The 24,645-nt window shown below is 67.5% G+C and carries 27 protein-coding genes; 21 read left to right on the top strand and 6 right to left on the bottom strand.

What is annotated here, in order from left to right; all coding sequences use genetic code 11:
• The first annotated feature begins 144 nt into the window (after positions 1 to 144).
• From LQV16_RS06075 to LQV16_RS06035, 9 genes are all read left to right on the top strand, one after another.
• A complete protein-coding gene (locus LQV16_RS06075; protein WP_229993026.1) occupies positions 145 to 1,200 on the top strand; it encodes a DNA polymerase IV in 1,056 nt (351 codons plus the stop codon).
• 74 nt (positions 1,201 to 1,274) lie between these two features.
• The gene (locus LQV16_RS06070) at positions 1,275 to 1,658 is read left to right on the top strand and encodes a hypothetical protein (protein WP_229993003.1); all 384 of its coding nucleotides are present in this window, start codon (positions 1,275 to 1,277) and stop codon (positions 1,656 to 1,658) included.
• A gap of 190 nt (positions 1,659 to 1,848) precedes the next feature.
• Positions 1,849 to 2,832, top strand: coding sequence for a bifunctional riboflavin kinase/FAD synthetase (locus LQV16_RS06065; protein WP_229993002.1), 984 nt, complete (start codon positions 1,849 to 1,851; stop codon positions 2,830 to 2,832).
• A gap of 95 nt (positions 2,833 to 2,927) precedes the next feature.
• Positions 2,928 to 3,782 (top strand): tryptophan 2,3-dioxygenase, encoded by an 855-nt coding sequence (gene kynA, locus LQV16_RS06060; RefSeq protein ID WP_229993001.1) that lies wholly within the window; start codon positions 2,928 to 2,930, stop codon positions 3,780 to 3,782.
• Entirely contained in the window at positions 3,779 to 5,107 is a 1,329-nt protein-coding gene (kynU, locus tag LQV16_RS06055) for a kynureninase (RefSeq protein ID WP_229993000.1), read from the top strand. The genes kynA and kynU overlap by 4 nt, the downstream gene beginning before the upstream one ends.
• 138 nt (positions 5,108 to 5,245) lie before the next feature.
• A complete protein-coding gene (gene rpsO, locus LQV16_RS06050; protein WP_120953920.1) occupies positions 5,246 to 5,515 on the top strand; it encodes a 30S ribosomal protein S15 in 270 nt (89 codons plus the stop codon).
• Positions 5,516 to 5,762: 247 nt separating this feature from the next.
• Positions 5,763 to 8,003, top strand: coding sequence for a polyribonucleotide nucleotidyltransferase (locus LQV16_RS06045; protein ID WP_229992999.1), 2,241 nt, complete (start codon positions 5,763 to 5,765; stop codon positions 8,001 to 8,003).
• A gap of 105 nt (positions 8,004 to 8,108) precedes the next feature.
• Entirely contained in the window at positions 8,109 to 9,452 is a 1,344-nt protein-coding gene (locus LQV16_RS06040) for a pitrilysin family protein (RefSeq protein WP_229992998.1), read from the top strand.
• A 136-nt stretch (positions 9,453 to 9,588) separates the two neighbouring features.
• Positions 9,589 to 10,086: a DUF1579 domain-containing protein gene (locus tag LQV16_RS06035; RefSeq protein ID WP_229992997.1), complete on the top strand. Its 498-nt coding sequence runs from the start codon at positions 9,589 to 9,591 to the stop codon at positions 10,084 to 10,086.
• 91 nt (positions 10,087 to 10,177) lie between these two features.
• Here LQV16_RS06035 and LQV16_RS06030 read toward each other — a convergent pair whose 3' ends face one another.
• From LQV16_RS06030 to moaA, 3 genes are all read right to left on the bottom strand, one after another.
• On the bottom strand, positions 10,178 to 10,459 hold the full coding sequence (locus tag LQV16_RS06030) for a hypothetical protein (RefSeq protein ID WP_229992996.1): 282 nt from the start codon (positions 10,457 to 10,459) through the stop codon (positions 10,178 to 10,180).
• 101 nt (positions 10,460 to 10,560) lie between these two features.
• Positions 10,561 to 10,827: a MoaD/ThiS family protein gene (locus LQV16_RS06025; RefSeq protein ID WP_229992995.1), complete on the bottom strand. Its 267-nt coding sequence runs from the start codon at positions 10,825 to 10,827 to the stop codon at positions 10,561 to 10,563.
• A gap of 7 nt (positions 10,828 to 10,834) precedes the next feature.
• Positions 10,835 to 11,974 (bottom strand): GTP 3',8-cyclase MoaA, encoded by a 1,140-nt coding sequence (gene moaA / locus LQV16_RS06020; protein ID WP_229992994.1) that lies wholly within the window; start codon positions 11,972 to 11,974, stop codon positions 10,835 to 10,837.
• 132 nt (positions 11,975 to 12,106) lie between these two features.
• Here moaA and LQV16_RS06015 point away from each other — a divergent pair, with 132 nt between their 5' ends.
• Genes LQV16_RS06015 through LQV16_RS05985 form a run of 7 tightly spaced genes read left to right on the top strand, consistent with a single transcriptional unit; the run spans position 12,107 to position 18,758 of the window.
• Entirely contained in the window at positions 12,107 to 12,850 is a 744-nt protein-coding gene (locus LQV16_RS06015; protein ID WP_229992993.1) for a response regulator transcription factor, read from the top strand.
• The gene (locus LQV16_RS06010; RefSeq protein WP_229992992.1) at positions 12,837 to 14,234 is read left to right on the top strand and encodes a HAMP domain-containing sensor histidine kinase; all 1,398 of its coding nucleotides are present in this window, start codon (positions 12,837 to 12,839) and stop codon (positions 14,232 to 14,234) included. Before LQV16_RS06015 ends, LQV16_RS06010 begins: the two co-directional genes overlap by 14 nt.
• A gap of 35 nt (positions 14,235 to 14,269) precedes the next feature.
• Positions 14,270 to 15,970, top strand: coding sequence for a molybdopterin-dependent oxidoreductase (locus tag LQV16_RS06005; protein WP_229992991.1), 1,701 nt, complete (start codon positions 14,270 to 14,272; stop codon positions 15,968 to 15,970).
• A 26-nt stretch (positions 15,971 to 15,996) separates the two neighbouring features.
• The gene (gene glp, locus LQV16_RS06000) at positions 15,997 to 17,220 is read left to right on the top strand and encodes a gephyrin-like molybdotransferase Glp (RefSeq protein ID WP_229992990.1); all 1,224 of its coding nucleotides are present in this window, start codon (positions 15,997 to 15,999) and stop codon (positions 17,218 to 17,220) included.
• A gap of 56 nt (positions 17,221 to 17,276) precedes the next feature.
• Positions 17,277 to 17,744, top strand: coding sequence for a cyclic pyranopterin monophosphate synthase MoaC (gene moaC / locus LQV16_RS05995; protein WP_290369339.1), 468 nt, complete (start codon positions 17,277 to 17,279; stop codon positions 17,742 to 17,744).
• Positions 17,741 to 18,253: a MogA/MoaB family molybdenum cofactor biosynthesis protein gene (locus LQV16_RS05990; protein ID WP_229992989.1), complete on the top strand. Its 513-nt coding sequence runs from the start codon at positions 17,741 to 17,743 to the stop codon at positions 18,251 to 18,253. The genes moaC and LQV16_RS05990 overlap by 4 nt, the downstream gene beginning before the upstream one ends.
• The gene (locus tag LQV16_RS05985; RefSeq protein WP_229992988.1) at positions 18,243 to 18,758 is read left to right on the top strand and encodes a molybdenum cofactor biosynthesis protein MoaE; all 516 of its coding nucleotides are present in this window, start codon (positions 18,243 to 18,245) and stop codon (positions 18,756 to 18,758) included. Before LQV16_RS05990 ends, LQV16_RS05985 begins: the two co-directional genes overlap by 11 nt.
• A 60-nt stretch (positions 18,759 to 18,818) precedes the next feature.
• Here LQV16_RS05985 and LQV16_RS05980 read toward each other — a convergent pair whose 3' ends face one another.
• Positions 18,819 to 19,277 (bottom strand): Clp protease N-terminal domain-containing protein, encoded by a 459-nt coding sequence (locus LQV16_RS05980; protein WP_229992987.1) that lies wholly within the window; start codon positions 19,275 to 19,277, stop codon positions 18,819 to 18,821.
• Positions 19,278 to 19,285: 8 nt separating this feature from the next.
• Entirely contained in the window at positions 19,286 to 19,489 is a 204-nt protein-coding gene (locus LQV16_RS05975) for a helix-turn-helix domain-containing protein (RefSeq protein WP_090576318.1), read from the bottom strand.
• 142 nt (positions 19,490 to 19,631) lie between these two features.
• Between LQV16_RS05975 and dapB the strand changes: the two genes are divergently transcribed.
• Positions 19,632 to 20,390 (top strand): 4-hydroxy-tetrahydrodipicolinate reductase, encoded by a 759-nt coding sequence (gene dapB, locus LQV16_RS05970; protein WP_229992986.1) that lies wholly within the window; start codon positions 19,632 to 19,634, stop codon positions 20,388 to 20,390.
• Between the two features lie 5 nt (positions 20,391 to 20,395).
• Positions 20,396 to 20,878, top strand: coding sequence for a hypothetical protein (locus LQV16_RS05965; RefSeq protein WP_229992984.1), 483 nt, complete (start codon positions 20,396 to 20,398; stop codon positions 20,876 to 20,878).
• A gap of 6 nt (positions 20,879 to 20,884) precedes the next feature.
• On the opposite strand, the gene LQV16_RS05960 is transcribed toward LQV16_RS05965, so the two are convergent.
• On the bottom strand, positions 20,885 to 22,138 hold the full coding sequence (locus tag LQV16_RS05960) for a heparan-alpha-glucosaminide N-acetyltransferase domain-containing protein (RefSeq protein ID WP_229992982.1): 1,254 nt from the start codon (positions 22,136 to 22,138) through the stop codon (positions 20,885 to 20,887).
• Positions 22,139 to 22,440: 302 nt separating this feature from the next.
• Here LQV16_RS05960 and LQV16_RS05955 point away from each other — a divergent pair, with 302 nt between their 5' ends.
• The 3 genes from LQV16_RS05955 to dapA all read left to right on the top strand — a co-directional run bounded on the left by LQV16_RS05955 (position 22,441) and on the right by dapA (position 24,612).
• Positions 22,441 to 22,758, top strand: a complete 318-nt coding sequence (locus LQV16_RS05955) for a hypothetical protein (RefSeq protein ID WP_229992981.1) — start codon at positions 22,441 to 22,443, stop codon at positions 22,756 to 22,758.
• 76 nt (positions 22,759 to 22,834) lie between these two features.
• Complete coding sequence (locus tag LQV16_RS05950) at positions 22,835 to 23,599, top strand: carbon-nitrogen hydrolase family protein (RefSeq protein ID WP_229992973.1); 765 nt, start codon at positions 22,835 to 22,837, stop codon at positions 23,597 to 23,599.
• Between the two features lie 104 nt (positions 23,600 to 23,703).
• Positions 23,704 to 24,612 (top strand): 4-hydroxy-tetrahydrodipicolinate synthase, encoded by a 909-nt coding sequence (dapA, locus tag LQV16_RS05945; RefSeq protein WP_229992972.1) that lies wholly within the window; start codon positions 23,704 to 23,706, stop codon positions 24,610 to 24,612.
• The last annotated feature ends 33 nt before the right edge of the window (positions 24,613 to 24,645 follow it).

Here is a 24,645-nt window from a genome sequence, read left to right as displayed (position 1 = left end):
GGCACAGGTGCGGTGCAGGTCGTCGGCGGCGCTGGATTTCAAAGAAGGCCAGGAGGCCGCCGGCTCCGCGGCCAAGCCCGGTGGAGAACCGATGCTTGCCAGGAATGTTTAGGGCAGACTGGTGGCGTGAGCGGAATCCGATGGGTGCTGCACGTCGATCTCGACCAGTTCATCGCGGCGGTCGAAGTGCTCCGGCGGCCGGAGCTTGCGGGCAAGCCGATCATTGTCGGCGGTCGGGGCGACCCCACGGAACGAGCTGTGGTGTCGACCGCGTCCTACGAGGCCAGGGCGTTCGGTGTGGGTTCTGGAATGCCCTTACGCATTGCGGCCCGGAAAGTGCCCGACGCCGTGATCCTGCCCGTCGACCACGAGGCTTACCTGGCGGCGTCTGAAACGGTGATGGCTACCCTGCGCGCGCAGCCCGGCGCCACCGTGCAGGTGCTGGGTTGGGATGAAGCCTTTGTAGGCACGGAGACAGAGAATCCGGAAGCCTACGCCCGGCAGGTGCAGGCCGCTGTCCTGGAGCGAACGCAGCTGCATTGCAGCGTGGGCATCGGCGACACCTTGGTCCGGGCCAAGGTGGCCACCGGTTTCGGCAAGCCGGCCGGCGTCTTCCGCCTCACTTCCGGGAACTGGCTCGACGTCATGGGCAGCCGGCCCACCAAGGACCTGTGGGGCGTCGGAACCAAAGTGTCGGGCCGGCTGGCCAAACTCGGCATCAACACAGTCGCCGAGCTCGCCGCGTCCGACCCCCAGGACCTGGTCCCGGAGTTCGGCCCCAAGATGGGTCCTTGGTACGCGGAGCTCGGACGCGGGGACGGCGCCAGCGTCGTGGACGACACCCCGTGGGTTGCCCGCGGGCATAGCCGGGAGACCACCTTCCAGCGCGACCTCACCGAGCCCGTCCAGGTGGACGACGCCTTGAGGGAGCTGACAGCGCATGTCCTTGAGGACGTTGTGGCCGAAGGACGGCCCGTGGTTGGGCTGACCCTCAAGGTTCGGTACGCGCCGTTCGTCACCAAGACCCACGCGAGGAAGATTCCCGAGACCTTCGACCGGAACGAAATCCTCGCACGGGCCTTGGACCTCGCAGCCGGAATCGAGGCGGGCCGTCCGATCCGACTCCTGGGCCTGCGTGCCGAATTGGCAATGCCCGACGATGCCCGAACGGGACATACGCCGACGCGCGGTGGTTGGTGACGGCGTCGCTCCCTGGCCCAGCCGGGCCGAAAGTCTCTGAACCACGCACACCTCTGCGCGCCTAGGGTGAAGACATGGACCATCGCCGTCTGCTGCTGCGGGTTGTGAAGTCGATTCACACCATTGCCTGGTTCACGATCGAGGCCTGCATGGCCTACGTCCTGTACACCGGAGTCAGGGGCCGCACCGACCGGAAGACAGGCGTGGCCGCCGTCGTGGTCGCGGGCGAAACGGTGATCTTCGCCGCCAATGGCTTTCGCTGCCCGCTGACCGCTGTCGCCCAGGACCTCGGGGACAGCGACGGCTCGGTCACGGACATCTACCTCCCGCGGTGGTTCGCGAGGACGCTGCCCGGAATCCACGTCCCCCTGATCCTCGCCGCCGTCCTGCTGCACTGGCGGAACTGGCGGAATCACGCGGTCCGGGACAGCCAGCGGAGGCTGTTGCTCGGGCGATAGTCAGCACCTGCCCGGACACGGTCGACCTGCCGCCCCTACATCGCGGTCCCGCAGGGTGTCCCCGGGCGAGGCTGCCCGGAAGCCTACGAACCGTCCGGGAGCGGCCCGGAATGCGGGTAATCTTAGAGAGTTCCGGAGCCGGCACGGTCGCTCCGGGGGAGTTCATGGCAGGCAGCAAAAGGCGAGGTTGATGGTCCACATCTGGAACGATCTGTCCGAAGTCCCGGCGGACTTTGGTCCTTCGGTTGTCACTTTCGGCAATTTCGACGGCGTGCACCGCGGCCACCAGCAGGTGCTGTCGCAGCTGATCCGCACCGCCCGATTGAACCACGCCCGCGCCGTCGCGATCACCTTCGATCCGCACCCGGCGCAAGTGCACCGTCCCGAGTCGGCTCCCGAGCTGATCATGGGGCTGGAGGACAAGCTGGTGGCCCTGGGCGAGCTCGGCCTCGATGCCGTGCTGGTGATGAAGTACTCGATGGAACTCGCCAGCCTGACCCCTGAAGAATTTGCCGCCGCGGTCCTGGTGGACGGCCTGAAGGCAAGCCACGTGGTGGTCGGCCACGACGCCCGGTTCGGCCGCGGCAATTCCGGGGACCTCTCCACCATGCAGGAGCTGGGGCGGAAGCTCGGTTTCGAGGTGCTGGTCATCAGCGAGTTCGGCTCTGAAGGCTTCCCCATCCACGACGACGACGGGACGGACCGCCGCTGCTCGTCCACGTGGGTCCGTGAGGCCCTGCGCGAGGGCGACGTTGCCACCGCCGCTGCGGTGCTGGGCAGGCCGCACCGGATGCGCGGCGAGGTGGTGCACGGTGCCGCACGCGGCCGCGACCTCGGCTTCCCCACGGCAAACCTCGCCCCGACGGCCAGCGGGTACATTCCCGCCGACGGGATCTACGCCGGCTGGCTCGTCGACCAGGCGGGCACCCGCTGGCCTGCCGCCATCTCCGTGGGCTCCAACCCCACGTTCGACGGCGTGAGCCGTCAGGTTGAGGCCCATGTGATCGACCGCCCGGAAGAGTCCCCCGACGAATTTGATCTGTACGACCAGACAGTTGTGGTGGAATTTGTCACCAGGCTCCGGGGCATGGTGGCGTACCGTGGGCCTGAGGCATTGGTGGATCAGATGCGCCTGGACGTCGTCCAGGCGCACGACATCCTGTTCGCCCGCTGACAACCGGCCCGAACGACACCAAACCCCGCGCTGGCGTGTTCCCACTCACTGAAGCCGCGCTGATTCACAGCCACTTGGCAAGGAAGGCAAGAGACGTGACCATCGAGAAGAACACGAGGGAACTGGACCAGGACATTGTCCGGGACTTCAGCACGCGCATGAGCTACGCGTCGTACCTGCAGTTGCCCACCCTGCTCAGCGCCCAGCAGCCGGTCAGCACTCCGGAACACCACGACGAGATGCTGTTCATCATCCAGCACCAGACCACGGAGCTGTGGCTGAAGCTGGTACTGCATGAGCTTCGCAGCGCTGCCGCCTGGCTGCGATCGGACGACCTCGGGTCCGCCCTGAAGGCGATCGCCCGGGTCAAGCACATCCAGAAGACGCTCACCGAGCAATGGTCCGTGCTGGCCACCCTGACACCTACCGAGTACTCCCAGTTCCGCGGCTTCCTCGGCAACTCGTCCGGATTCCAGTCCAGCCAGTACCGCGCGGTCGAGTTCCTTCTGGGCAACAAGAACGCCAAGATGCTCCCGGTGTTCGAATCGGACCCCGAGGCCCACGGGATGCTGCGCGAACTGCTCGAAGCCCCCAGCATCTACGACGATTTCCTCGCGTATCTCAAGCGCCAGGGCTTTGACGTCCCGGCCTCCGTGCTGGAGCGCGACGTCACCAAGGCCCACGAGTTCTGCCCTGAGCTCGTCCCGGTGTTCAAGTACATCTACGAAAACGCCGCCGACAACTGGGGCGCGTACGAGGCTTGCGAGGAACTCGTGGACCTTGAGGACAATTTCCAGCTGTGGCGTTTCCGCCACCTGCGCACCGTCCAGCGCACCATCGGCATGAAGGCCGGCACCGGCGGATCCAGCGGTGCCGCGTTCCTGCAGAAGGCCCTCGAGCTGACCTTTTTCCCTGAGCTCTTCGCCGTGCGGACGGAGATCGGCCAGTGAGCATCTCCGCCGGCACCGACGCAACGGACAATCTGTGGCAGCGCGCCCTCGATCTCGACGCCGCCGATCCGCTGGCCGGCTACCGCGACCACTTCGTCGGCACGGACACGGATTTGTCCTACCTTGACGGCAACTCCCTGGGCCGGCCGCTCAAGCGGACCGTCACGGACATCAGCAGCTTCATCCAGGACAGCTGGGGCGGCCGCCTGATCCGGGGCTGGGACGAGGAATGGCTCGAACTGCCCCAGGCCATCGGCGACCAGCTCGGCCGCGCAGTGCTCGGCGCGGCGCCCGGGCAGACCATCATTGCCGATTCCACCACCGTGGTGCTGTACAAGCTCATCCGCGCCGCCCTGGCAGCTGTGACGGATCCGGCGCGGACGGAAATCGTCCTGGACACGGACAATTTCCCCACCGACCGGTACCTGGTGGAGGGAATCGCGCGCGAAGAAGGCCTGACCCTGCGCTGGATCGACGCCGATCCCGCCTCCGGTGTCACGGTCGAGCAGGTGCGGGCCGCCACGGGCCCGGCCACCGCCGTCGTGGTCCTGAGCCAGATTGCCTACCGCTCCGGTTTCCTCGCGGACCTTCCGGCTATCACCGCGGCAGTCCACGACGCCGGCGCCCTGGTGGTGTGGGACCTGTGCCACTCCGCCGGGTCGGTGGAGATCGCTTTGGACGACGCCGACGTCGACTTCGCGGCCGGCTGCACGTACAAGTACCTGAACGGGGGACCGGGATCGCCCGCGTTCGCCTACGTCAACACCCGGCACCTGGCCGGACTTCAGCAGCCGATCTGGGGCTGGATGGGACGCAAGGACGCGTTCGAAATGGGTCCCGGCTACGAGGCCGCCCCCGGCATCCGGGGCTTCCTCAGCGGCACCCCGGCCATTTTCGGCATGCTCGCCATGCGCGGCACCCTGGACCTGATCGAGGAAGCGGGGATGGCTGGCCTCCGGGAGAAGTCACAGCTGCTCACGGCCTATGCCCTCGAACTCTTCGACGCCTGGCTGGCACCGGCCGGTGTGCAGCTGTCCACCCCGCGGGACCCGGCACTGCGCGGCAGCCACGTGACGGTGGACCACCCTGCCTTCCGTGAAATGACGGCCGTGTTGTGGGATCAGGATGTGATTCCCGATTTCCGTGCCCCGCAAGGCATCAGGATCGGGCTGTCACCCCTGAGCACCTCCTATGCGGAGGTGTACCGCGGCGTCGCCGCGATCCGGGAGCTGCTTTCGGGCCAGGAAAGCGGAGACGCATCCCAGGGCGGCGCGGCCGGCGCGGCTGGCAGTTTCGACAAGACCACGGACGTGCCACTAAACTGAACGTTGGATCCGGCTGCAGTCCGTGGCGGCTGGCTCCTGTTGTGTACGGAATGCCCGGCTTCGGCGGGGGATTCCGGGACGGCACCCCCGGCAGTGAATTACTGATTCGGGCCTCACGGCACATCTCTAGGAGTTATTGTGGCACTTGAAGCCGCTGTAAAGCAGTCCATCATCAAGGATTTCGCAACGTCCGAGGGCGACACCGGTTCGCCGGAGGTCCAGGTTGCAGTCCTGACTCAGCGGATCAAGGATCTCACTGAGCACATGAAGGAGCACAAGCACGATTACCACACCCAGCGCGGTCTGCTGGCCATGGTTGGTCGTCGCAAGCGCATGCTCACCTACCTCAAGAACACTGACATCACCCGCTACCGTCAGCTCATCGAGCGCCTCGGCCTGCGTCGCTAGTCAGCTTTAAGGGGCGGCCCCTTCCGGACCGGAAAGGGCCGCCTTCTTCAGGAAAAAACTAAACAGGAGGATCAACCGCATCACGCATTCGCGGTCCTCGGTAGTGATCCCCGGGAACGGCCTCAAGGAATGAGGCCCGGCCCGTGGGTCTCGATCGATGACCGGGTGCAGTGCAGGCCAGTAGACAGATGCTGGACTGGGTTGATGCGGCTGGGCTCCGTGAACCATGAAACGGAGGTGACTCTCTATGGAGGGTCCCGAAATCCAGTTCTCAGAAGCAGTCATTGACAATGGCCGCTTCGGCAAGCGTGTAATCCGCTTTGAAACCGGCCGCCTTGCGAAGCAGGCAGCCGGCGCAGCGATGGTCTACATCGACGAAGAGACCGCGCTGCTGTCCGCAACCACCGCCGGCAAGCACCCGCGTGAAGGTTTCGACTTCTTCCCGCTGACTGTCGACGTCGAAGAGCGTATGTACGCCGCCGGCCGCATCCCGGGCTCGTTCTTCCGCCGCGAAGGCCGTCCCTCCACGGAAGCCATCCTGGCCTGCCGCCTCATGGACCGCCCGCTGCGCCCCGCGTTCGTCAAGGGCCTGCGCAACGAGGTCCAGATCGTCGTCACCGTGCTGTCCATCAACCCGGACGAGCTCTACGACGTCGTCGCGATCAACGCGTCCTCGATGTCCACCCAGCTTTCCGGCCTGCCCTTCTCCGGCCCGATCGGCGGCGTCCGCGTTGCCCTCGTTGCCGACGAGAACGGCTCGCAGTGGGTTGCGTTCCCGAAGCACTCCCAGCTCGAGAACGCCGTCTTCAACATGGTCGTTGCCGGCCGCATCGCCGGTGACGACGTCGCCATCATGATGGTTGAAGCCGAAGCCACCGACAACTCCTGGAACCTCATCAAGGAACAGGGCGCCACCGCCCCGACCGAAGAGGTTGTCTCCGAAGGCCTCGAGGCTGCCAAGCCGTTCATCAAGGCCCTCTGCGAAGCACAGTCCGACCTGGCAGCACGCGCCGCCAAGCCGACCGTCGAGTTCCCGGTCTTCCTGGACTACCAGGACGACGTCTACGCCGCTGTGGAGTCCGCTGCCGCCGAGAAGCTGGCCGCTGTCTTCCAGATCGCCGACAAGCAGGAACGCGACACCGCTTCGGACGAGCTCAAGGACGAGGTCACCTCTTCCCTTGCCGGCCAGTTCGAAGGCCGCGAGAAGGAGCTGTCCGCAGCCTTCCGCTCCGTCACCAAGCAGGTTGTGCGCCAGCGCATCCTCAAGGACCAGATCCGCATCGACGGCCGTGGCCTGACGGACATCCGCCAGCTCACCGCCGAGGTTGAGGTTCTGCCCCGCGTCCACGGCTCGGCCATCTTCGAACGCGGCGAGACCCAGATCATGGGTGTCACCACGCTGAACATGCTCAAGATGGAACAGCAGATCGACTCGCTGTCTCCCGTGACGCGCAAGCGCTACATGCACAACTACAACTTCCCGCCGTACTCCACCGGCGAGACCGGCCGCGTCGGTTCCCCGAAGCGCCGCGAAATCGGCCACGGTGCCCTCGCAGAGCGCGCCATCATGCCGGTGCTGCCCTCCCGCGAGGAATTCCCTTACGCCATCCGCCAGGTGTCTGAGGCTCTCAGCTCCAACGGTTCGACGTCGATGGGTTCCGTCTGCGCCTCCACGCTGTCCCTGCTCAACGCAGGCGTGCCGCTGAAGGCTGCCGTTGCCGGTATCGCCATGGGCCTGGTCTCTGACCAGGTTGACGGCCAGACCCGCTACGCCGCCCTGACCGATATCCTCGGCGCCGAAGATGCCTTCGGCGACATGGACTTCAAGGTTGCCGGTACCTCCGAGTTCGTCACGGCCATCCAGCTGGACACGAAGCTCGACGGCATCCCCGCCTCGGTCCTGGCCGCCGCCCTGAAGCAGGCTCGTGAAGCGCGCCTGCACATCCTGGACGTCCTGAACTCCGCGATCGACACCCCGGACGAGCTCTCCGAGTTCGCGCCGCGCGTCATCGCGGTCAAGATCCCGGTAGACAAGATCGGCGAGGTCATCGGCCCGAAGGGCAAGATGATCAACCAGATCCAGGAAGACACCGGAGCCGACATCTCGATCGAGGACGACGGAACTGTCTACATTGGCGCCACCAACGGCCCGTCTGCCGACGCAGCACGGTCCGCGATCAACGCCATCGCCAACCCGCAGATCCCGGAAATCGGTGAGCGCTACCTGGGCACGGTCGTCAAGACCACCACCTTCGGCGCCTTCGTTTCCCTGACCCCGGGTAAGGACGGCCTCCTGCACATCTCCGAGCTGCGCAAGATCGCCGGCGGCAAGCGCGTGGACAACGTCGAGGACGTCGTCTCCGTGGGCCAGAAGATCCAGGTGGAAATCACCAAGATCGACGACCGCGGCAAGCTCTCCCTCTCACCCGTCGTGGCTGAGGGTGCGGACGCAGACAACGCTGAGGTCTCCGCGGACGCCGCAGAGTAGTCTCTCCTGAGTCAAACAGCGGGGCCGGTGGATCATCCACCGGCCCCGCTGCTGTTAAAGGTAGGATTGCAGGCAGATTTGGCACGTGTTCAATGAAAGGCCTTGATGACTGTCGTCCCCCTGCCGCTAGAGCAGAACCAGCACGCTGACACCCTGATCCACGGAGCCGACGGCGGTTCCGAGGTGCGACGCTCGGTCCTGCCCGGCGGCGTCCGCGTGCTCACCGAAGCGATGCCCGGCCAGCGCTCTGCCACGATCGGTTTCTGGGTCGGGGTGGGCTCCCGCGACGAGGCTCCCGGCCAGCACGGCTCCACGCACTTTTTGGAGCATCTGCTCTTCAAGGGCACCAAGCGCCGCACCGCGCTGGAGATCGCGTCGGCCTTCGACGAGGTCGGCGGGGAATCGAACGCCGCCACCGCGAAGGAGAGTACCTGCTACTTCGCCCGCGTGCTGGACACGGACCTTCCCATGGCGATCGACGTCATCGCTGACATGATCACCGGCGCCGTCCTGGACCCGCAGGAGATGGAGCAGGAGCGGGACGTCATCCTCGAGGAAATCGCCATGGACAGCGACGATCCCACTGACGTCGCGCACGAGAACTTCGTCGCCGCAGTGCTGGGAACGCACCCGCTGGGGCGCCCCATCGGCGGCACCCCGGCAGCGATCCGGGCCGTGGCGCGCGACTCGGTGTGGGACCACTACCGCCGCTACTACCGTCCCGACGAGCTCGTGGTCACCGCGGCCGGCGGGCTGGACCACGACGTCGTCTGCGGGCTCGTGGTGGATGCCCTCCACTCTGCCGGCTGGAACCTTGAGGCCGCTGCCGCGCCCGTGCAGCGCCGCTCCACCGAGCGCGCTGCGATCACCGGCACGGCCGGCCTGCATGTGGTCAAGCGCCCGGTGGAGCAGGCCAACATCATCATGGGTTGCCCCTCGCTTGTCGCCACGGACGACCGCCGCTTTGTCATGAGTGTGCTCAACGCCGTCCTCGGCGGCGGCATGTCCTCCCGGCTCTTCCAGGAGGTCCGGGAAAAGCGCGGCCTCGTCTACTCGACGTACTCGTTCGCGTCCTCCTACGCCGACGCCGGCTACTTCGGCATGTACGCCGGATGCACGCCGTCGAAGGTCCGGCAGGTCGTTGAGCTGCTCGGGGCCGAACTGGACAAGCTGGCTGCGGACGGCATCTCCGACGAGGAGCTCCGGAAGGCCGTGGGTCAGCTGTGCGGCGGAATCGTGCTGGCGCTGGAGGACACCGGTTCCCGGATGTCCCGGCTGGGCCGCGCGGAACTGGTCTCCGGCGAGTACCAGGACATCGATGAAACCCTCCGCCAGATCAAGGCCGTCACGGCAGCGGAGGTCCAGGAGCTCGCCCGTGAGCTCGCGGCCGCCCCGCGAACCGTCACGGTGGTCGGCCCGTTTGAGGAAACCGAGACGTTTGGGCTCTAGGTAATTCCGGGCCGATAGCTGCACTGTGGGCCCTGTATAGCGCGACTGGGCACGGCCGGTCGGGGCGCGGCCGGTCTTTACACCACAGCAGGCGCGGCGTCATGATGGTGGCGGGGTCACTCGGGAGGAACTCCATATGGGAGAAACTGTGGACCGGCCACTGCCAGGCAGTGCATGCGAGGCGCTTGAGGCGTTCCTGGGCCATTGGACGGGGACCACGCACTGGGAGGCAACCGCGTGGGGTCCGGCGCGCAGCGCGGACACCGAGATCATCTTTTCCCGGGCGGCTGCCGGGCTTGCCGTCACCCAGAGCTACCGGCATACGGATGCGGACGGGACCCGTTCCGAAGGCCACGGTGTCTTCACGTCGGATCCGGACCACCCCGACACCTTCTGGTACCACGTCAACAGCCTGGGGCTGCCGCCCGAGGCGCCGGCGCGCGCCAGCGTGGATGGCGGCACGTTGACTGTGGAACGGCGCAGTGACCGCGGCACCGCGCGGCACACCTTCCGGGTGGAGGACGGCGAACTGACGCACGCTGCCGGTCTCCGCCTGGGCAGGGCGAGCGACTTCACCCCCTTCATGACCACTGTGTGCCGCCGCGTCGCTGAGGGCGCGTCCATCCCGGCGTGAAGCCCCGGGCTCCGGCGCCGGGCTCGGCGCCGGATTTTAGGGTGGGTTATTCCGGGCCGGTTCGCGGCCGGGGGTTCTCCGGTCCGCGCCTTCAGGATGCGGCCTCGAGGATCCGGGTCTTGGGAGCCCCCTGAAGGGCCGGGGCGGCGTCGTCGGAGTTCCAGACCTTCGCCCGAAGATTGGCTAACAGGGCTTCTGCCTGACCGCGCTGCTCGAAATCCAGCTCGACCACCACATAGAGCGGGTCGTCCACCGGGCGGCTGATGCGGTAGGCAGTGACTCCGGATGCTGCGCGGTTCACCGGGTCGCGGTCGAAAGCCGCTTTCCACATCCCGAAATCCTTGACCTGATGCTCGATCTGCAAGGTAAACATGGCACTCTCCTGACTGGTGTTTGCCGCCCGCGGGGGATATGCCACACTCTAGGACCGGTCAGGCCCGCGCGACACCCCAGAAAAGCCTGGGCGTGCTGCGCCTACCCGCCGGCGAACGGCGGCAGCACGTCCACGACGTCGGCCGGCTTGAGCGCCGCGGCGTGGTCCCGCACGGCAACTTCGTTGAGCAGGAAGCTGGAGCGGGACAGGATGCGGGCCAGCGGCGGCGTACCGGCGGGCGGTTCGGGGCGCTCGACGGCGAGGATCGCCTCGAGCAGCGAAGCGAGGGTGTCGCCGTCGGCGAGGTCGTAGCGTTCCTCATCCACGCCGGCGGCAGCGCGCGCCGCAGCGAAGTAGCGTACGTTCACGAAAAAATCAGCCTCCGATGGCGCTCATGCTGCGGTCCGGCTGGACGAAGTCGGGGGAGCCGAGGCCCACGTGGTCCATGCCGTGGGCCTTGGGCTTGATCCACATGGCATCCTGCCAGCGTTCGGCGAGCTGTTCGTCGCTTGCGCCCTCGCGCAGCAGGCCAAGCAGGTCCACTTCCTCGCGTGAGAACAGGCAGCTCATGATCTTGCCCTCGGCGGTGATGCGCGTGCGGCGGCAGTCGGAACAGAACGGCTCCGTGACGGAGGCGATGATGCCCACGGTGCCGAGCACGGGGCCGGTGGCCTGGTCGGTGCCGGGAACACGGGCCCTGACCTCGAACCGTTCCGCCGGGGCGCCGTCGCGGTCCCGCGGGTCGGATCTGAGCACGTAGTCGGCGGAGAGAAGTTCGCGGATCTCCGCGGCGGTGATCATGTTCCGTCGGGTCCAGCCGTGGTCCGCGTCCAGCGGCATCTGCTCGATGAAGCGCAGTTCATAGCCGCGGTCCAGTGCCCAGGCCAGCAGGGCCGGGGACTCGGTGTCGTTGATCCCCCGCATGAGCACAGCGTTGAGCTTGACCGGGCCCAGGCCTGCAGCCCAGGCGGCGTCGACGCCGGCGAGGACCTTGTTCAGGAAGGGGCGGCGGGTCAGCTTCGCAAAAGTTTCCTCGTGCAGGGAATCCAGTGAGACGTTGATCCTGGAGAGTCCCGCAGCCTTGAGTCCGGCGGCCTTCTTGTCCAGGCCGACGCCGTTGGTGGTCATTGAGATCGGCAGCCCGGGGTGGGCCTGGCGGAGCGCGCCGATGATCTCCAGCAGGTCCGCGCGCACCAGGGGCTCGCCGCCGGTCAGCCGCAATTCACGTACGCCGAGCATGTCGACGCCGATCCGCACGATCCGGACGATTTCCTCCGCGGACATCACCGCCTGCTTGGACAACCACTCCAGGCCCTCGGCCGGCATGCAATAGGTGCAGCGCAGATTGCACTTGTCCGTCAGTGAGAGGCGCATGTCCGTGGCGCGGCGGCCGTAGCGATCCACCAGCCCGGCAGGCAGGCCCTCCGGGCGCCCGGACAGTGAGGTTGCAGGAGGCATCCCCGCTCCGGGACTGCCTGCCGCGCGGGGCTGGGGCATACCCAGTTGAACTGTCATAGAGTCAGGCTACGCCACCTCGCGGCCCACGTCACAGCCGCATGACGGCACGAATCTTACGTGTTCGGGAAGGATGTCCTGCGGGGATCCGGAGCCCTGCCCGCGGCGCGGCCGCGAACCTATGCTTGAAGCGTGAACAACACCCAGCCGGCCCCGGACGCAACGGAACACCGACGCATCCTCCTCGTCGAAGACGAGCCGACCATCGCCGGAGTGGTTCGCGACTACCTCGTCCAGGCGGGATTCCAGGTGGTCCTCGCCGCCGATGGGTTCACGGCCCTGGGCCTCGCAGCCGAACGCCGCCCGGACCTGGTGCTGCTGGACCGGATGCTGCCGGGCCTGGACGGCGTGGAAGTCTGCCGGCGGCTCCGTGCGGCACACAGTGTCCCGGTCATCATGCTCACGGCGCTGGGGACGGAGGATGACCGCATCCTTGGCCTGGAAGCCGGCGCGGACGACTACGTCACCAAGCCGTTCTCGCCCCGTGAGCTCGTGCTGCGGGTCCGCTCGGTCCTGCGCCGGAGCATTCCCGAATTCAGCCCGGAGCCCTCCGTCGAAGTGGGCGGCTTCGACCTCAGCCCGGCTGCGCGCACGGTTTCCCGCCATGGCAGGCCCTTGGCGCTGACGGCCCGGGAGTTCGATCTGCTGGCCTTCATGCTCCGCCGTCCCCGGCAGGTCTTCAGCCGAGAGGAACTCATGAAGGCCGTCTGGGGCTGGGACTACGGGGACCTGTCCACGGTGACGGTCCACGTGCGGAGGCTGCGGGAGAAGATCGAGGACGACCCCACCCGCCCCTCCGTGCTGAAAACGGTGTGGGGCGTGGGCTACCGGCTGGACCCCAGCGACGAGGAAGAGTCCGCCCGTGCAGACCTCTGAGCTCCTGATCATCATCGGCTGGGCCGTGGCATGGGGAGCCGTGATCGGGGCCGCCTCATTGCTCATCCTGAAATCGCTGCGCAGGGCATCCTTCGCGGTCCAGATCTGCGTGGTGGTGCTCGCCGCCGTGGCGGTCCTGACGGCCGGAATGGTCAGCGCCTTCAACGCCATGTTCATCTCGGCACGGGACCTCGAGGTCATGTGGTACGTCCTGGCCGTAGCCTCGGCGGTTGCCGTTTCGATCGCCCTCGTGCTGGGATCAAGGGTCTCCCGGAACGCCAAGGCGCTGGCCGACGCCGCCCGGAGCATCGGCCGCGGGGAGAGCCCCGGGATCCAATCCCCGGTGATGAGCCACGAACTTGCCGCCCTCGCCGCCGAGCTCGAATCCAGCAGCCGAATGCTGGAGGCATCCCGGCAGCGTGAGGCCGCCGTCGAGAACGCCCGCCGCGAGCTGGTCAGCTGGATTTCCCACGACCTGCGGACGCCGCTGGCGAGCATGCGGGCCATGACCGAGGCCCTGGAGGACGGCATGGCGGCGGACGTTCCCGCCTATTACCGCAAGATCATCGCCCAGACCGACGTCATGGCCGGCATGGTCAACGACCTCCTGGAGCTGTCGAAAATCCACGCCGGAACCATGCGGCTCAAGGCCGAGCCGTTGGACCTGTACGACCTCGCCAGCGACGCCATTGCCGATCTCGCCGCGCTGGCGCAGCAGCACGGCATAACGCTCGACGGCGGCGGCCGGCGGGAGAGCCTGGCCCTGGCCGACGGCCCGTCGATGGGGCGCGCCATCCGGAATGTGGTGCTTAACGCGATCGTCCACAGCGCCCCAGGTTCCCGCGTCACCGTGGAAGTCGGCCGGCAGGGGGACCGGGCCGTGGTCGCGGTCACCGACGGCTGCGGCGGGATCCCCGAGGAAGACCTGCCGCATGTGTTCGAGACCGGCTGGCAGAAGGATCCGGCCCGGAAGCGGCCCGGCCGTTGGGCCGCCGGGGACGACGGTGCTGTGGGGGACGGCGCTGTGGTGGATGGTGTTGTGGTGGACGGTGCTGTGGGGGACGGTGCCGCGATAGGCGGCGACCTGGTGCCCGGGCCGGCTGAGCCGGCAGGCGCCATGCGCTACAGCGGCGCCGGGCTTGGCCTGAGCATTGTCGCCGGAATAGTCAGTGCCCATCAGGGCACCGTCACCGTGGAAAACGTCGACGGCGGATGCCGGTTCTCGCTGCTGCTCCCGGGCCAGGGATCTGCCGGCCAAGAGTCAGCTGCGGCCGCACCAGCTGCCGGCGTGGCACCTGCACCGAGAGCCGCTACTGAGGGAGCAAAGGACGGGAGTCCGCGCGACGCGGCGGACGAACAACTCCGGGCGGGACGGGCACAGTGAGCAGCGGCGTTGGCTTTGACGGGCAGGGGCAGGAAATGGACGGAACAGTCGCCGGCAGGGAACAGCAACAAGGGGGAACGCAGGGGCAGCCAGGACCGACCGGGCAACCGCAAGCCCAACAGCCGCGCACCCGGGACCGGCGGGCGCGGGACCTGTGGGCCGCCGGGGCCGGACTGGTGGCCGTGGGGACCGCGGTGGTGCTCGGTGAGCTCGCGGCCAGCCTGGTGAGCCCCACGGTTTCTCCCGTGACGGCCGTGGGAGGTGCCGTAATCGATACCGTCCCGCCGGGCGTCAAAGAGTGGGTTATCTCCGTGTTCGGCACGGCGGACAAGGTGGCACTCCTGGTCGGCATGTCGCTGGTCATCGCCGCACTCGCGGCCCTGTCCGGCGTCCTTGAAGTGCGGCGCCGTTTCGCCGGAGTGATTCTCATCGCGGTGTTCGGCGCGGTGGGCCTCGTGGCCGTGGTGAGCCGGGCCGACCTGACCGCCAACGCCATCCCCGTCCCGGTGCTCGTGGCACTGGTGGGAATCGCACTGTTGCGGTGGCTCATCCGGAAACTGTTGGAGTGGAAACCCGACGGGGACGGAACCCCGGCGGCGGAGCCGGCCTCATTGGAAACCCCAGCCGCCTCGCAGCATGAGGACGCTGCAGCCAATGACGCCGGGCCCGCGCGGCGCCGTTTCCTGCTGGCCCTTGGCGGGACCGCCGGGGTTGCCGCCGTCGCCGGTGTGCTCGCCTCCACCCTCAGGGGAGCGGCCGCCGTCGTCAGTGATGTGCGCAGCAAGCTGGTCCTCCCGGGACCCGCCGCTCCCGCGCCGCCCGTACCGGCGGGAGCCGAGATCAGGCTCCGCGGCCTGAGCCCGCTCGTGACGCCGAACAGGGAGTTCTACAGGATCGACACTGCCCTGCGCGTCCCGCTGGTTGACCCGGAGGCATGGACCCTGAAGGTCACGGGCCTGGTGGAACGCGAAGTCGAGCTCGACTTCGCCACTCTCCTGGCCAAACCTATGACGGAACGCCACGTGACCATCGCCTGCGTCTCCAACCAGGTGGGCGGGGACCTGATCGGCAACGCCCGCTGGCTCGGCTGGCCCGTGCGCGAACTGCTTGCCATGGCCGGCCCCAAGGCCGGGGCGGACATGGTGCTCTCCCGCAGCACGGACGGCTGGACAGCCGGGACTCCGCTCGAGGCCCTCACGGACAGCCGCGACGCCCTGCTGGTGGTGGGAATGAACGGTGAACCGCTCCCGCTGGAACATGGATTCCCCGTCCGGCTGATCGTGCCCGGGCTGTACGGCTACGTCTCGGCCACGAAATGGGTCACCGAGCTGAAAGTGACCCGTTACGCTGACGACGTTGCCTACTGGACGCCCCGCGGCTGGAGCGCGCGCGGGCCCATCAAGACCTCGTCCCGGATTGACGTGCCGCGAGACGGGACCAGCGTGACGGCCGGGACGGTGGTGTTCGGGGGAGTCGCGTGGGCCCAGCACACGGGCATTGGGAAGGTGGAGCTGCGGGTCAACCGCGGCGACTGGCGCCAGGCCGAGCTGGCCCCGGGAATCTCCAAGGACACGTGGTACCAGTGGAAGCTGGGTCTGCCGCTGACGCCGGGACAATACGAGATCCAGGTCCGGGCCACCACCCTCGACGGCGTACCGCAAGTCGAGGAGTCGGCCCCCGTCGCGCCGAGCGGAGCCACCGGCTACCACACGGTTAGAGTGGATGTGAAGTCCTAGCGAGCCGAGTAAAGGTCAGGAAACGCATGCACCGCACCGAGACAAGGCACGTCAGCGTTCAAGCGCACCGGGACAAGGTGCGCGCACTGCTCGCCCCGCTCCGCACCGAGGAACGGGTGGAACGGCTCCCGCTGCTCGAGGCCTTGGGCCGGGGACTTGCCGCCGACATCCTGGCGCCGCTGGATCTTCCCCCCTTTGCCAACTCGCAGATGGACGGCTTCGCGATCCGCAGCGCCGACGTGCCCCACGGCGGCACCGAACTGCGCGTCGTCGCGCCCGTCCCGGCCGGTGCCGCACCGGCAGAACTGGCCGCCGGCACGGCCGCCCCAATCATGACCGGCGCGATGATGCCGGCCGGGGCCGACGCCGTCGTACCCATTGAGCAGGCCGTGCCCGATTCCTTCCCCGCGCCCGGGGAGCCCGCCACGGTCCACCTGCCCGCCGCGGCTGCCGGAACGTTTGTGCGCGGTGCCGGCAGCGACATCCGCTCCGGTGAGCTCGCCCTCGGGGCGGGGACCTTCCTTGGCCCCGGCCAGCTGGGACTGCTGGCGGCACTGGGCTACACGGATGTGCCCGTCCGTCCCTTCCTGCGGGTTCTCCTGGTCACCACCGGCGACGAAGTCGTGGAACCGGGCAATCCGCTGGGACCGGGCAAGATCTTTGACTCCAACGGCACCCTGCTCGAGTCCTCCATGCGCCAAGCCGGGCTTCAGGTCACACGGACCGGGGTTTCCACGGACCGACCGGATGAGCTCGCCGCGTTGCTGCGCCGGCATGTGCCCGCCGTGGACCTGATCGTCACAACAGGCGGCGTCAGCAAAGGTGCCTATGAGGTGGTCCGGCAGGCGATGGCCGGACACGACGTCGAGTTCGGCGCCGTGGCGATGCAGCCCGGCGGTCCGCAGGGGATCGGCACTTTCGACGGTGTCCCCGTGCTGGGGTTCCCCGGTAATCCGGTGAGCTGCCTCGTGTCCTTTGAAATGTTCCTGCGCCCGGTTCTCACGGAGCTTTTCGGCGCTCCGGCGCTCCGGCCCGCGGTCCGCGCGCGCCTCGCCGAACCGCTGACCTCCCCGCCGGGCAAGCACCAGGTCCGGCGCGGCACACTGGCCCCGGACGGCACCGTCCGGTTGGAGGGCGGTGCGGGCTCACACCTGGTCCACGCCCTGGCCCGTTCCAATGCCCTGGTCCATGTTCCCGAGGGGACAGCGGCGCTCGCAGCGGGCGACGAAGTGGAAGTATGGATCCTGTGAATGAAGCAGAAAACCCTGAAGCGGATGCCGCACCAGCGGACCACCCCACGTCGGATATCACCCGCCTGACCCACCTCCGCCACGACGGCACTGCCCAGATGGTGGATGTGTCCAACAAGGCAGAGTCCACGCGGGAGGCCACGGCCACCGCGACTGTCCGCAGCACGGCCGAGGTCCTTGCCCTCCTCGGCGGCGGCGAGCTCCCGAAGGGCGACGCCCTGGCCGTTGCCCGCATCGCCGGGATTATGGCGGCCAAGAAGACGCCGGACCTGATCCCGCTGTGCCACCCGCTGCCCATCGCCAAGGTCACCGTTGACTTTGAGCTCGACACCGACTCCGTGACGGTGTTTGCCACGGTCAAGACCCGCGGCGTCACCGGGGTCGAGATGGAAGCGCTGACCGCGGCGTCGGTCGCGGCACTGAGCGTGTACGACATGATCAAGGCCGTGGACAAGCACGCGGTCCTGACCGATATCAAAGTGCTCGCCAAAAGCGGCGGCAAGAGCGGGGACTGGACCCTATGAACATGCCCGAACCGCACCGCCACGGCGAAGCCACCGGCCGGAAGGCCGGCGTCGTGATCGCCTCCACCCGGGCGGCCGCCGGTGTCTATGAGGACCTCACGGGTCCTGTGATCATCGATTGGCTTACCGAACACGGCTTTGAGCCGTTTCCTGCCATGGTGGTGCCTGACGGGGCGCCGGTGGGGGCCGCGCTCCGCGCCCTGCTGAGCCAGCAGCCGGCCGTCATCATCACCAGCGGCGGCACAGGACTGAGCCCCACTGACGCAACACCTGAGCAGACCCTGCCCCTGCTGGACCGGGAAATCCCCGGCATCATGGAAGGCATCCGCAGCGCCGGGGCGGCCAAGACGCCGATGGCCATGCTCAGCCGGGGCCACGCGGGCGCGGCCGGACAGACGTTCATCGTGAACCTCCCCGGATCGCCGAAGGGCGTGATGGACGGCCTGGGCGTGCTCGATCCCATTCTTGGACATCTTTGCGACCAGCTGGAAGGCAGTCATGGGCACTGAAACTGGATTTGAAATCGTGCACGCCGTGCTGAGTGCCGAGCCGATTTCCGTGGAGCAGGCCATCGCGGCGGTCGAGTCGGACACCGCAGGGGCGGTGGTCAGCTTCAGCGGCGTCGTCCGCAACCACGACGGCGGCAAGCAGGTTTCCCGGCTCAGCTACAGCGCCCACCCGACGGCGCACCAAGTGATGGCTGACGTCGTCGCCGCGCTCGTGGCGGAGCACTCGGTCCCGGCCGGCAACCAGGCGCTCGACGGATCCCCGGCTGCCGGTGCCGCCGGCGCCGACGAACGGCGGCACCAGCCGGTGCGGATCTGGGCGGCCCACAGGATCGGCATGCTGGAGATCGGCGATCCGGCCCTGGTCTGCGCCGTCTCCGCAGCCCACCGCGGCCAGGCCTTCGAGGTCTGTGCCGAACTCGTGGACCGGATCAAGGCCCAAGTGCCGATCTGGAAAGAACAGTTTTTCGCCGACGGCACGGTGGAATGGGTCGGCGCGGGGGAGTAAGCGCGCGGTGGGGGTTCCCGCTCAGCCGAGGGTGGTGACCGGCAGCAAGTTAGCTCGCAATCAGGAGGAAAGGACCCTGCGCCGGGCCTCGGCCCGGCCCACCCCCAGTTCATTGAGGAGCGCAGCCGCAGGGTCATGTTCGTCGCGGTCCAGCAGCGACAGCAGAAGATTCGCGGTGGTGATCTGTCGTGACTTCTGGTCAATGGTGTACCGAAGCATGCCTTCCATCACGGACCGGGCACCGGAGCTGAAGGGCGGCTTTTTTCCCCGGCCGGGCATAGTGACGGGTTCAAAGCCTTGGGCATCTATTCCGATTGACGCGAGTGCCGTGCGGTCAAGCGCCGCTGCAGCTGCCCTTGCCTGATCGAGTGTGACCCCAAGAATGCCGGCCGGACCGGGATCGTGAAGCGCCCCCAGCAGCAGATGATCAGTGCCCAGCCGCTTGTCGCCGCTGTAGCGGGCCTCTTCCATGGCAAAGCCAACGATCTTTCGGGTGTCGCCGGCAAATCGTTCGAACATCGTTGATCTCACTCTCGGTATTTTGCGTGGACGGACTGCCGCGAGACGCCCAGCGCGTCCCCGATCTGCTCCCAGGTCCAACCCTGTTCTCGAGCAGCTCTTACCTGCGCTGCCTCGACCTGTTCTGCCAGGCGATGAAGGGCGCCGACCGCCCGTAGACCCACGGCGGGGTCAAGTGAATGAATATGCGCGGACAGGTCGTCAGTCTCCATGCCTGTCAGTTTAGATTGACACGTCGGGCACGTCAATCCAGCCTGACAAGTGTGGGGATGGTGTGAACCGTCAGGTCGGCGGGCTTGTAACCCAAGGCCGCCGGTTCCGGAACGCAGCGGCCCCGGCGGTAGGGTTGATGGCATGACCGAACAACTCTCAGTCGCCGTGCTGGGCGCCAACGGGCGCATGGGTGCAGAGGCCGTGAAGGCCATCGAGGCCGCCGCGGACCTGACCCTCGTCGCGGCCCTTGGCCGCAACGACTCCCTCGACACGCTTGTCAGCTCCGGCGCACAGATCGTGGTGGACCTGACTGTCCCCAATAGCACCGAGGCGAACGTCCGGTTCGCCGTCGAACACGGCATGCACGCCGTGGTGGGCACCACCGGCTGGGATGCCGACCGGCTCGCGGGGCTGGAGGAGCTCCTCGCCGCCCGGCCCGGCGTCGGCGTGCTCATCGCCCCCAACTTCGCCCTCGGCTCGGTCCTGGCCTCCGCCTTCGCCGCCAAGGCTTCCAAGTACTTCGAGTCCGTTGAAATCATTGAACTGCACCACCCTGACAAGGTGGATGCCCCCTCCGGCACGGCTGTGCGCACGGCGCAGCTGATCTCGGCCGAGCGCGCGGCCGCTGGCGTGCCTTCCAGCCCGGACGCCACCGCCACGGAGCTCGATGGCGCCCGCGGCAGCGACGTCGACGGTGTCCGCGTCCACAGTGTCCGGCTCAGCGGCCTGGTCGCGCATCAGGAGGTCCTGATGGGCGGGCCGGGGGAGCAGCTGACCATCCGCCACGACTCCTTCGACCGCGCCTCCTTCATGCCCGGAGTGCTGCTGGGGATCCGCAACGTCGCCGCACACCCCGGTCTCACGGTGGGACTCGACGGCTACCTGGACCTGGGACACTGAGTCCGATGTCCGCCGCCTTGACAGCCCTGAAAGCCAACCGCACCAAGATCTGGGTGGGGGCCGTCACCCTGCTGCTTGTGTTCTACCTGGTGGTGTCACTTCAGCGTTCCGTGCTCCTGATGTCGGACCCCAGCCTCGTAGCGAAGGCGATCGGCGTCGCTTACCTGGTGCTGCCGGTCATCGGCGCCTGGGCACTGATCCGGGAGCTGCTGTTTGGCGCCCGCACCGAGAGGTTGGCGAAGATCCTCGAAGCCGAGGGTGGCCTGCCGGAGGACACTCTGCCCCGCACGCCCGCCGGCCGGATCATCCGCGAAGCCGCCGACCTCGAATTTGAGAAGTACCGCGCCGAGGCCGAAGCCGCCCCCGAGGACTGGCGTTCCTGGTTCCGGCTCAGCTGTGCCTACGATGCCGCCGGAGACCGCAAGCGGGCCCGCGCTTCGATGCGCGACGCCGTACGGATGTTCCGCGCCGGAGTGCAGAAGCCCTAGCCGAATTTAGCGCAAGCGCGTCGGCTGGCGGGCCAGGGCCGGCCGGTAGCTGCCCACCTGGTTGGCCGCATGGGTCACCCACTCCAGCGGCCCGCGCCACGCCAGTGACGCGAAGACCGCGCCAGTCACCAGCACCCCCACGGCCTGCGCCCAGTACACACCCTCCACGGTCCAGCCGGGCAGCAGCGGCTGATCGTGCAGGGCCGCCATGATGCACAGATGAGCTGTGTAGAGGCTCAACGTCATGGCCCCGGCTCCGCGCAGCGGGAGCAGCAGATCGAGTTCCAGCCAGTTGCCCAGCCGGCCCAGCAGAAGACACACGCCGATCACGGCGGCAGCTGTCCCCGAGGTGTGCAACAAATCCAGTGTGGTGCCGGCGTGCGGTGCACTGGTGGCCAGCCACCACGCTGAGCCTGACTGTTCGACGCCGGCAAGGTTGACCTGCAGCAGGCTCTCCAGCGGGTAGGCGGGATCGCCAATCTGCGCCTCGAGCGCCTGCCTGCCGCCCCAGTCCTCCATCATGACTATCCCCAGCCACTTGGAAATGACGGCCACCGCGGTTCCGGCGGCCAGCAGCAGGAACGGCACGGCTGCTTTGGACAGCGCCATCCGGCCGATCACCAGCCCCACGAGGAGATAGGCGATCCACTGCAGGACAGGGTAGTAGCCCGTGAGGAAGAGGTCGCCAAGCAGTCTTGCCGGTGTGGGCAGGTCCTCCCAGCTGGGGTTATGCCCCAGCCGCAGGGGCGGATCGGCGGACAGCAGCCAGGGCCGCAGCAGGTAGGCCAGGACAGGGGGTGCCAGGATCCAGAGGGCCGCGAGTGCGATCAGGCGTCTCACCCCGAGCCCGATGAAGGGCAGTACGCACACGAACAGGAGGGCATAGTGCACCAAAATTATGGCGATGTTGACTTCCAGCCCGCCCAGGGAGAGCCCGACGGCGCCGATCACGAGCGCCCGTAGGGCGATGCCCCGGCGGGCCGCCCAAAGCTCGGGGCCCTGGAGCGGCTGCTGCTTCCCGGTGGACAAGGCGAGGCCGACTCCGGCCAGCACCGCGAACAGTGCGGCTGCCCGTCCGGAAAACGCAAGCCCGATCCAGGTGGGCGTGAGCTGCGGGTCCGACTCAAAGGTCGCCAGCACGTGCGTGGCCATCATGGCCAGCAACGCCAGCCCGCGTGCGGCGTCAATGCCGGCCAGCCGGGCGCCGGAGGAGGGGCCCTTGACTGTCCGGGAAGCAGTGGTCGTTCCGCGCGCGGTCATCATCTGATCGTCTCATGTTCGGCCGGACCACAGCTCCAGCCCTTCTACGAAAGGGTCTTGTATTCGAATATATGTTCGAATACGATGGGCGCATGAACAACGCCTCAGAGTCTGCCTTCCTGAACCCGGAATTTGGGGACCGAGAATTCACAGGCCCAGATTTCCTAGGCCGGGAAGTTACAGGCCGACAATTTCCGGGCCCCGGCCCTTCGGGCCCTCGCCCGTCAGGCCCTGATCGGGCCAGCACCCCGCCCGGCGGACGGACCTGCGGTGGTGAGTCGGGGGCCGGTGTCCTCAAAGCTATGAGCCCCGGCGTCGTGGACTTCCTCTTCCGGCGCTTGGTCGCCGGCGAGCCGGCCGAGGACGTTCAGTGGGGCAGGGAAGGCACGGCGTTGGCTGTGCAACCGCCGGGAGCGGAGCTTGCCCGCCGGCTGGCCGAGACCGACATCGACGCCCTCACTCCAACAGAGTTGTTCCACTACGTGCGGGCGGCCCAGCGCCTTGCCGCTTGGGCGGAGGAACTTCGGGAAACCGCCGTCGGGCGTTACTGCTCGGCATCATCGGCACCCTCCGGCGGCGCCGCCGCGTCCACCTTACTGCCATCCAGGCCGCCTGTATGACCTGCCGTCCTGGCCGCCGGCGGGACCTGAGGGGCAAGGGCTGATCATCGAAAGAGGAGGTGCTTAGGATGGCAGGGTGACCACTGGCTCGATTACTGCGCTGACGCTGTCCGCCGTCCAATACGAGGCCCTGGAGGGCGGCATTGCCGCCAACGTGCCCGAACACATCCGGCTGATCGAAGACGCCGAGTCGCACGGAGCCCGGCTGGTAATCTTTCCCGAGCTCTCACTGACGGGTTACCGGCTGGACCTGCTGGAGGGGCCGGGGGAGTGGCTGAGTGCTGCAGACGGGAGGCTGGACGGCATCCGGGAAATCTGCCGGCGCACCGGAATAACCGCCGTGGTCGGAGCCGCGTTCCAGGAGGAGGACGGCACGCCGCGGTTGGCTTCCCTCGCAGTCCACCCTGGAGGCACCATCGAGACCAGTTTTAAGACGCACCTGCACGGTCCGGAGCAAGGTCTCTTCGTGGCCGGCAGCCACCCCGCCGTCCTTGAGATCGACGGCTGGAAGGTCGCCTTGGCAATCTGTTTCGACGCCGACCGCCCCGGCCACGCGGAATGGGCCGCGGAAGCCGGTGCGGACATCTATGCCGTCTCGGCTCTCTATACTGCCGGAGAAGACCACAGGCTGGGGCTGCACCTTGGCGCCCGCGCCATGGACAACCGGATGTTCTCCGTCCTGGCGAACCTGGCAGGCGCCACGCCGCTCGGAGCCTCCTGCGGTCTGAGCGGCTTTTGGGGCCCTGACGGGCTTCCGTTCCGGCAGGCGGCCGGCACCGGCACCGAGGTGTTGACCGCGAGCCTCCAGTACAGCGTCCTGGCGCGGTTTCGGCGGCACTGACTCCGGCCGGAGGGCCTAAACGTGACGTGTGGGCCGGCGACTTTGACGTTCGTCACACCATCGCCATTGTCCTAACATGCCGCGGACAAGGTAACGTTTTTCATATGGCTGACTCTGATATTCGCTCTTACACGTTCGGGACCCTCGTGACTGCCATGGTCACGCCATTCACAACGGACGGTGAGGTCGACTACCGGCAGTCGGCGGAACTGGCGAGCAAGCTCGTCGACGACGGCAATGATGCCCTCGTTATCTCCGGCACCACGGGGGAGACCTCCACGCTGGAAGACGACGAAAAAGAGAAGCTCTTCCGCGTCATCGTCGAGGCCGTCGGCGACCGCGCCAAAGTCATCGCCGGAACTGGAACCAACCACACCTCGCACTCGATCGAGATGGCCAAGCGCGCCGCCAAGGCCGGAGCACACGGCCAGCTGATCGTCACGCCGTATTACAACAAGCCAAGCCAGGCCGGCATTCAGGCGCACGTCGAGGCCGTGGCCGACGCCGCCGACCTCCCCGTCATGGTCTACGACATCCCCGGCCGCGCCGGCGTGCCCATCCTGCCCGAGACCATGATCCGGCTCGCCGACCACCCCAAGATCGTTGCCCTCAAAGATGCGAAGGCAGATTTCGCCGCGGTCACGCGCGTTCTGGCCAACACCGATCTTGATGTCTACTCCGGCGATGACGGCCTCACGCTGCCGTGGATGGCCGCCGGCGCCGTCGGGCTGGTCAGCGTCTCCGCGCACGTCGCGACGCGGCAATTCCGTGCACTGATCGATGCCGCACTTGCAGGCGATTTTGCTACCGCCCGCACCATACATTTCGAACTGGACCCCGTGGTCCGCGCAGTGATGACCCACATTCAGGGTGCTGTCGCTGCCAAGCAGGTTCTTAAGTGGCAGGGAGTCCTGCCCAACTCGGTTGTCCGTTTGCCCCTCGTGGAGCCGGGCGAGGCCGAGATCGCAACCATCCGCGAGGATTTGGCGGAAGCGGGCATGGTCTTTTCCTGATCCGGAGCCACTCCTGATCGTTAAGAACCAGCC

The sequence above is a fragment of the Arthrobacter sp. Bi26 genome, from assembly GCF_918697925.1.
Lineage (GTDB): Bacteria > Actinomycetota > Actinomycetes > Actinomycetales > Micrococcaceae > Arthrobacter.
Note: the sequence above shows the minus strand (reverse complement) of the source record. Positions and strands in the feature narration are given on the sequence as shown.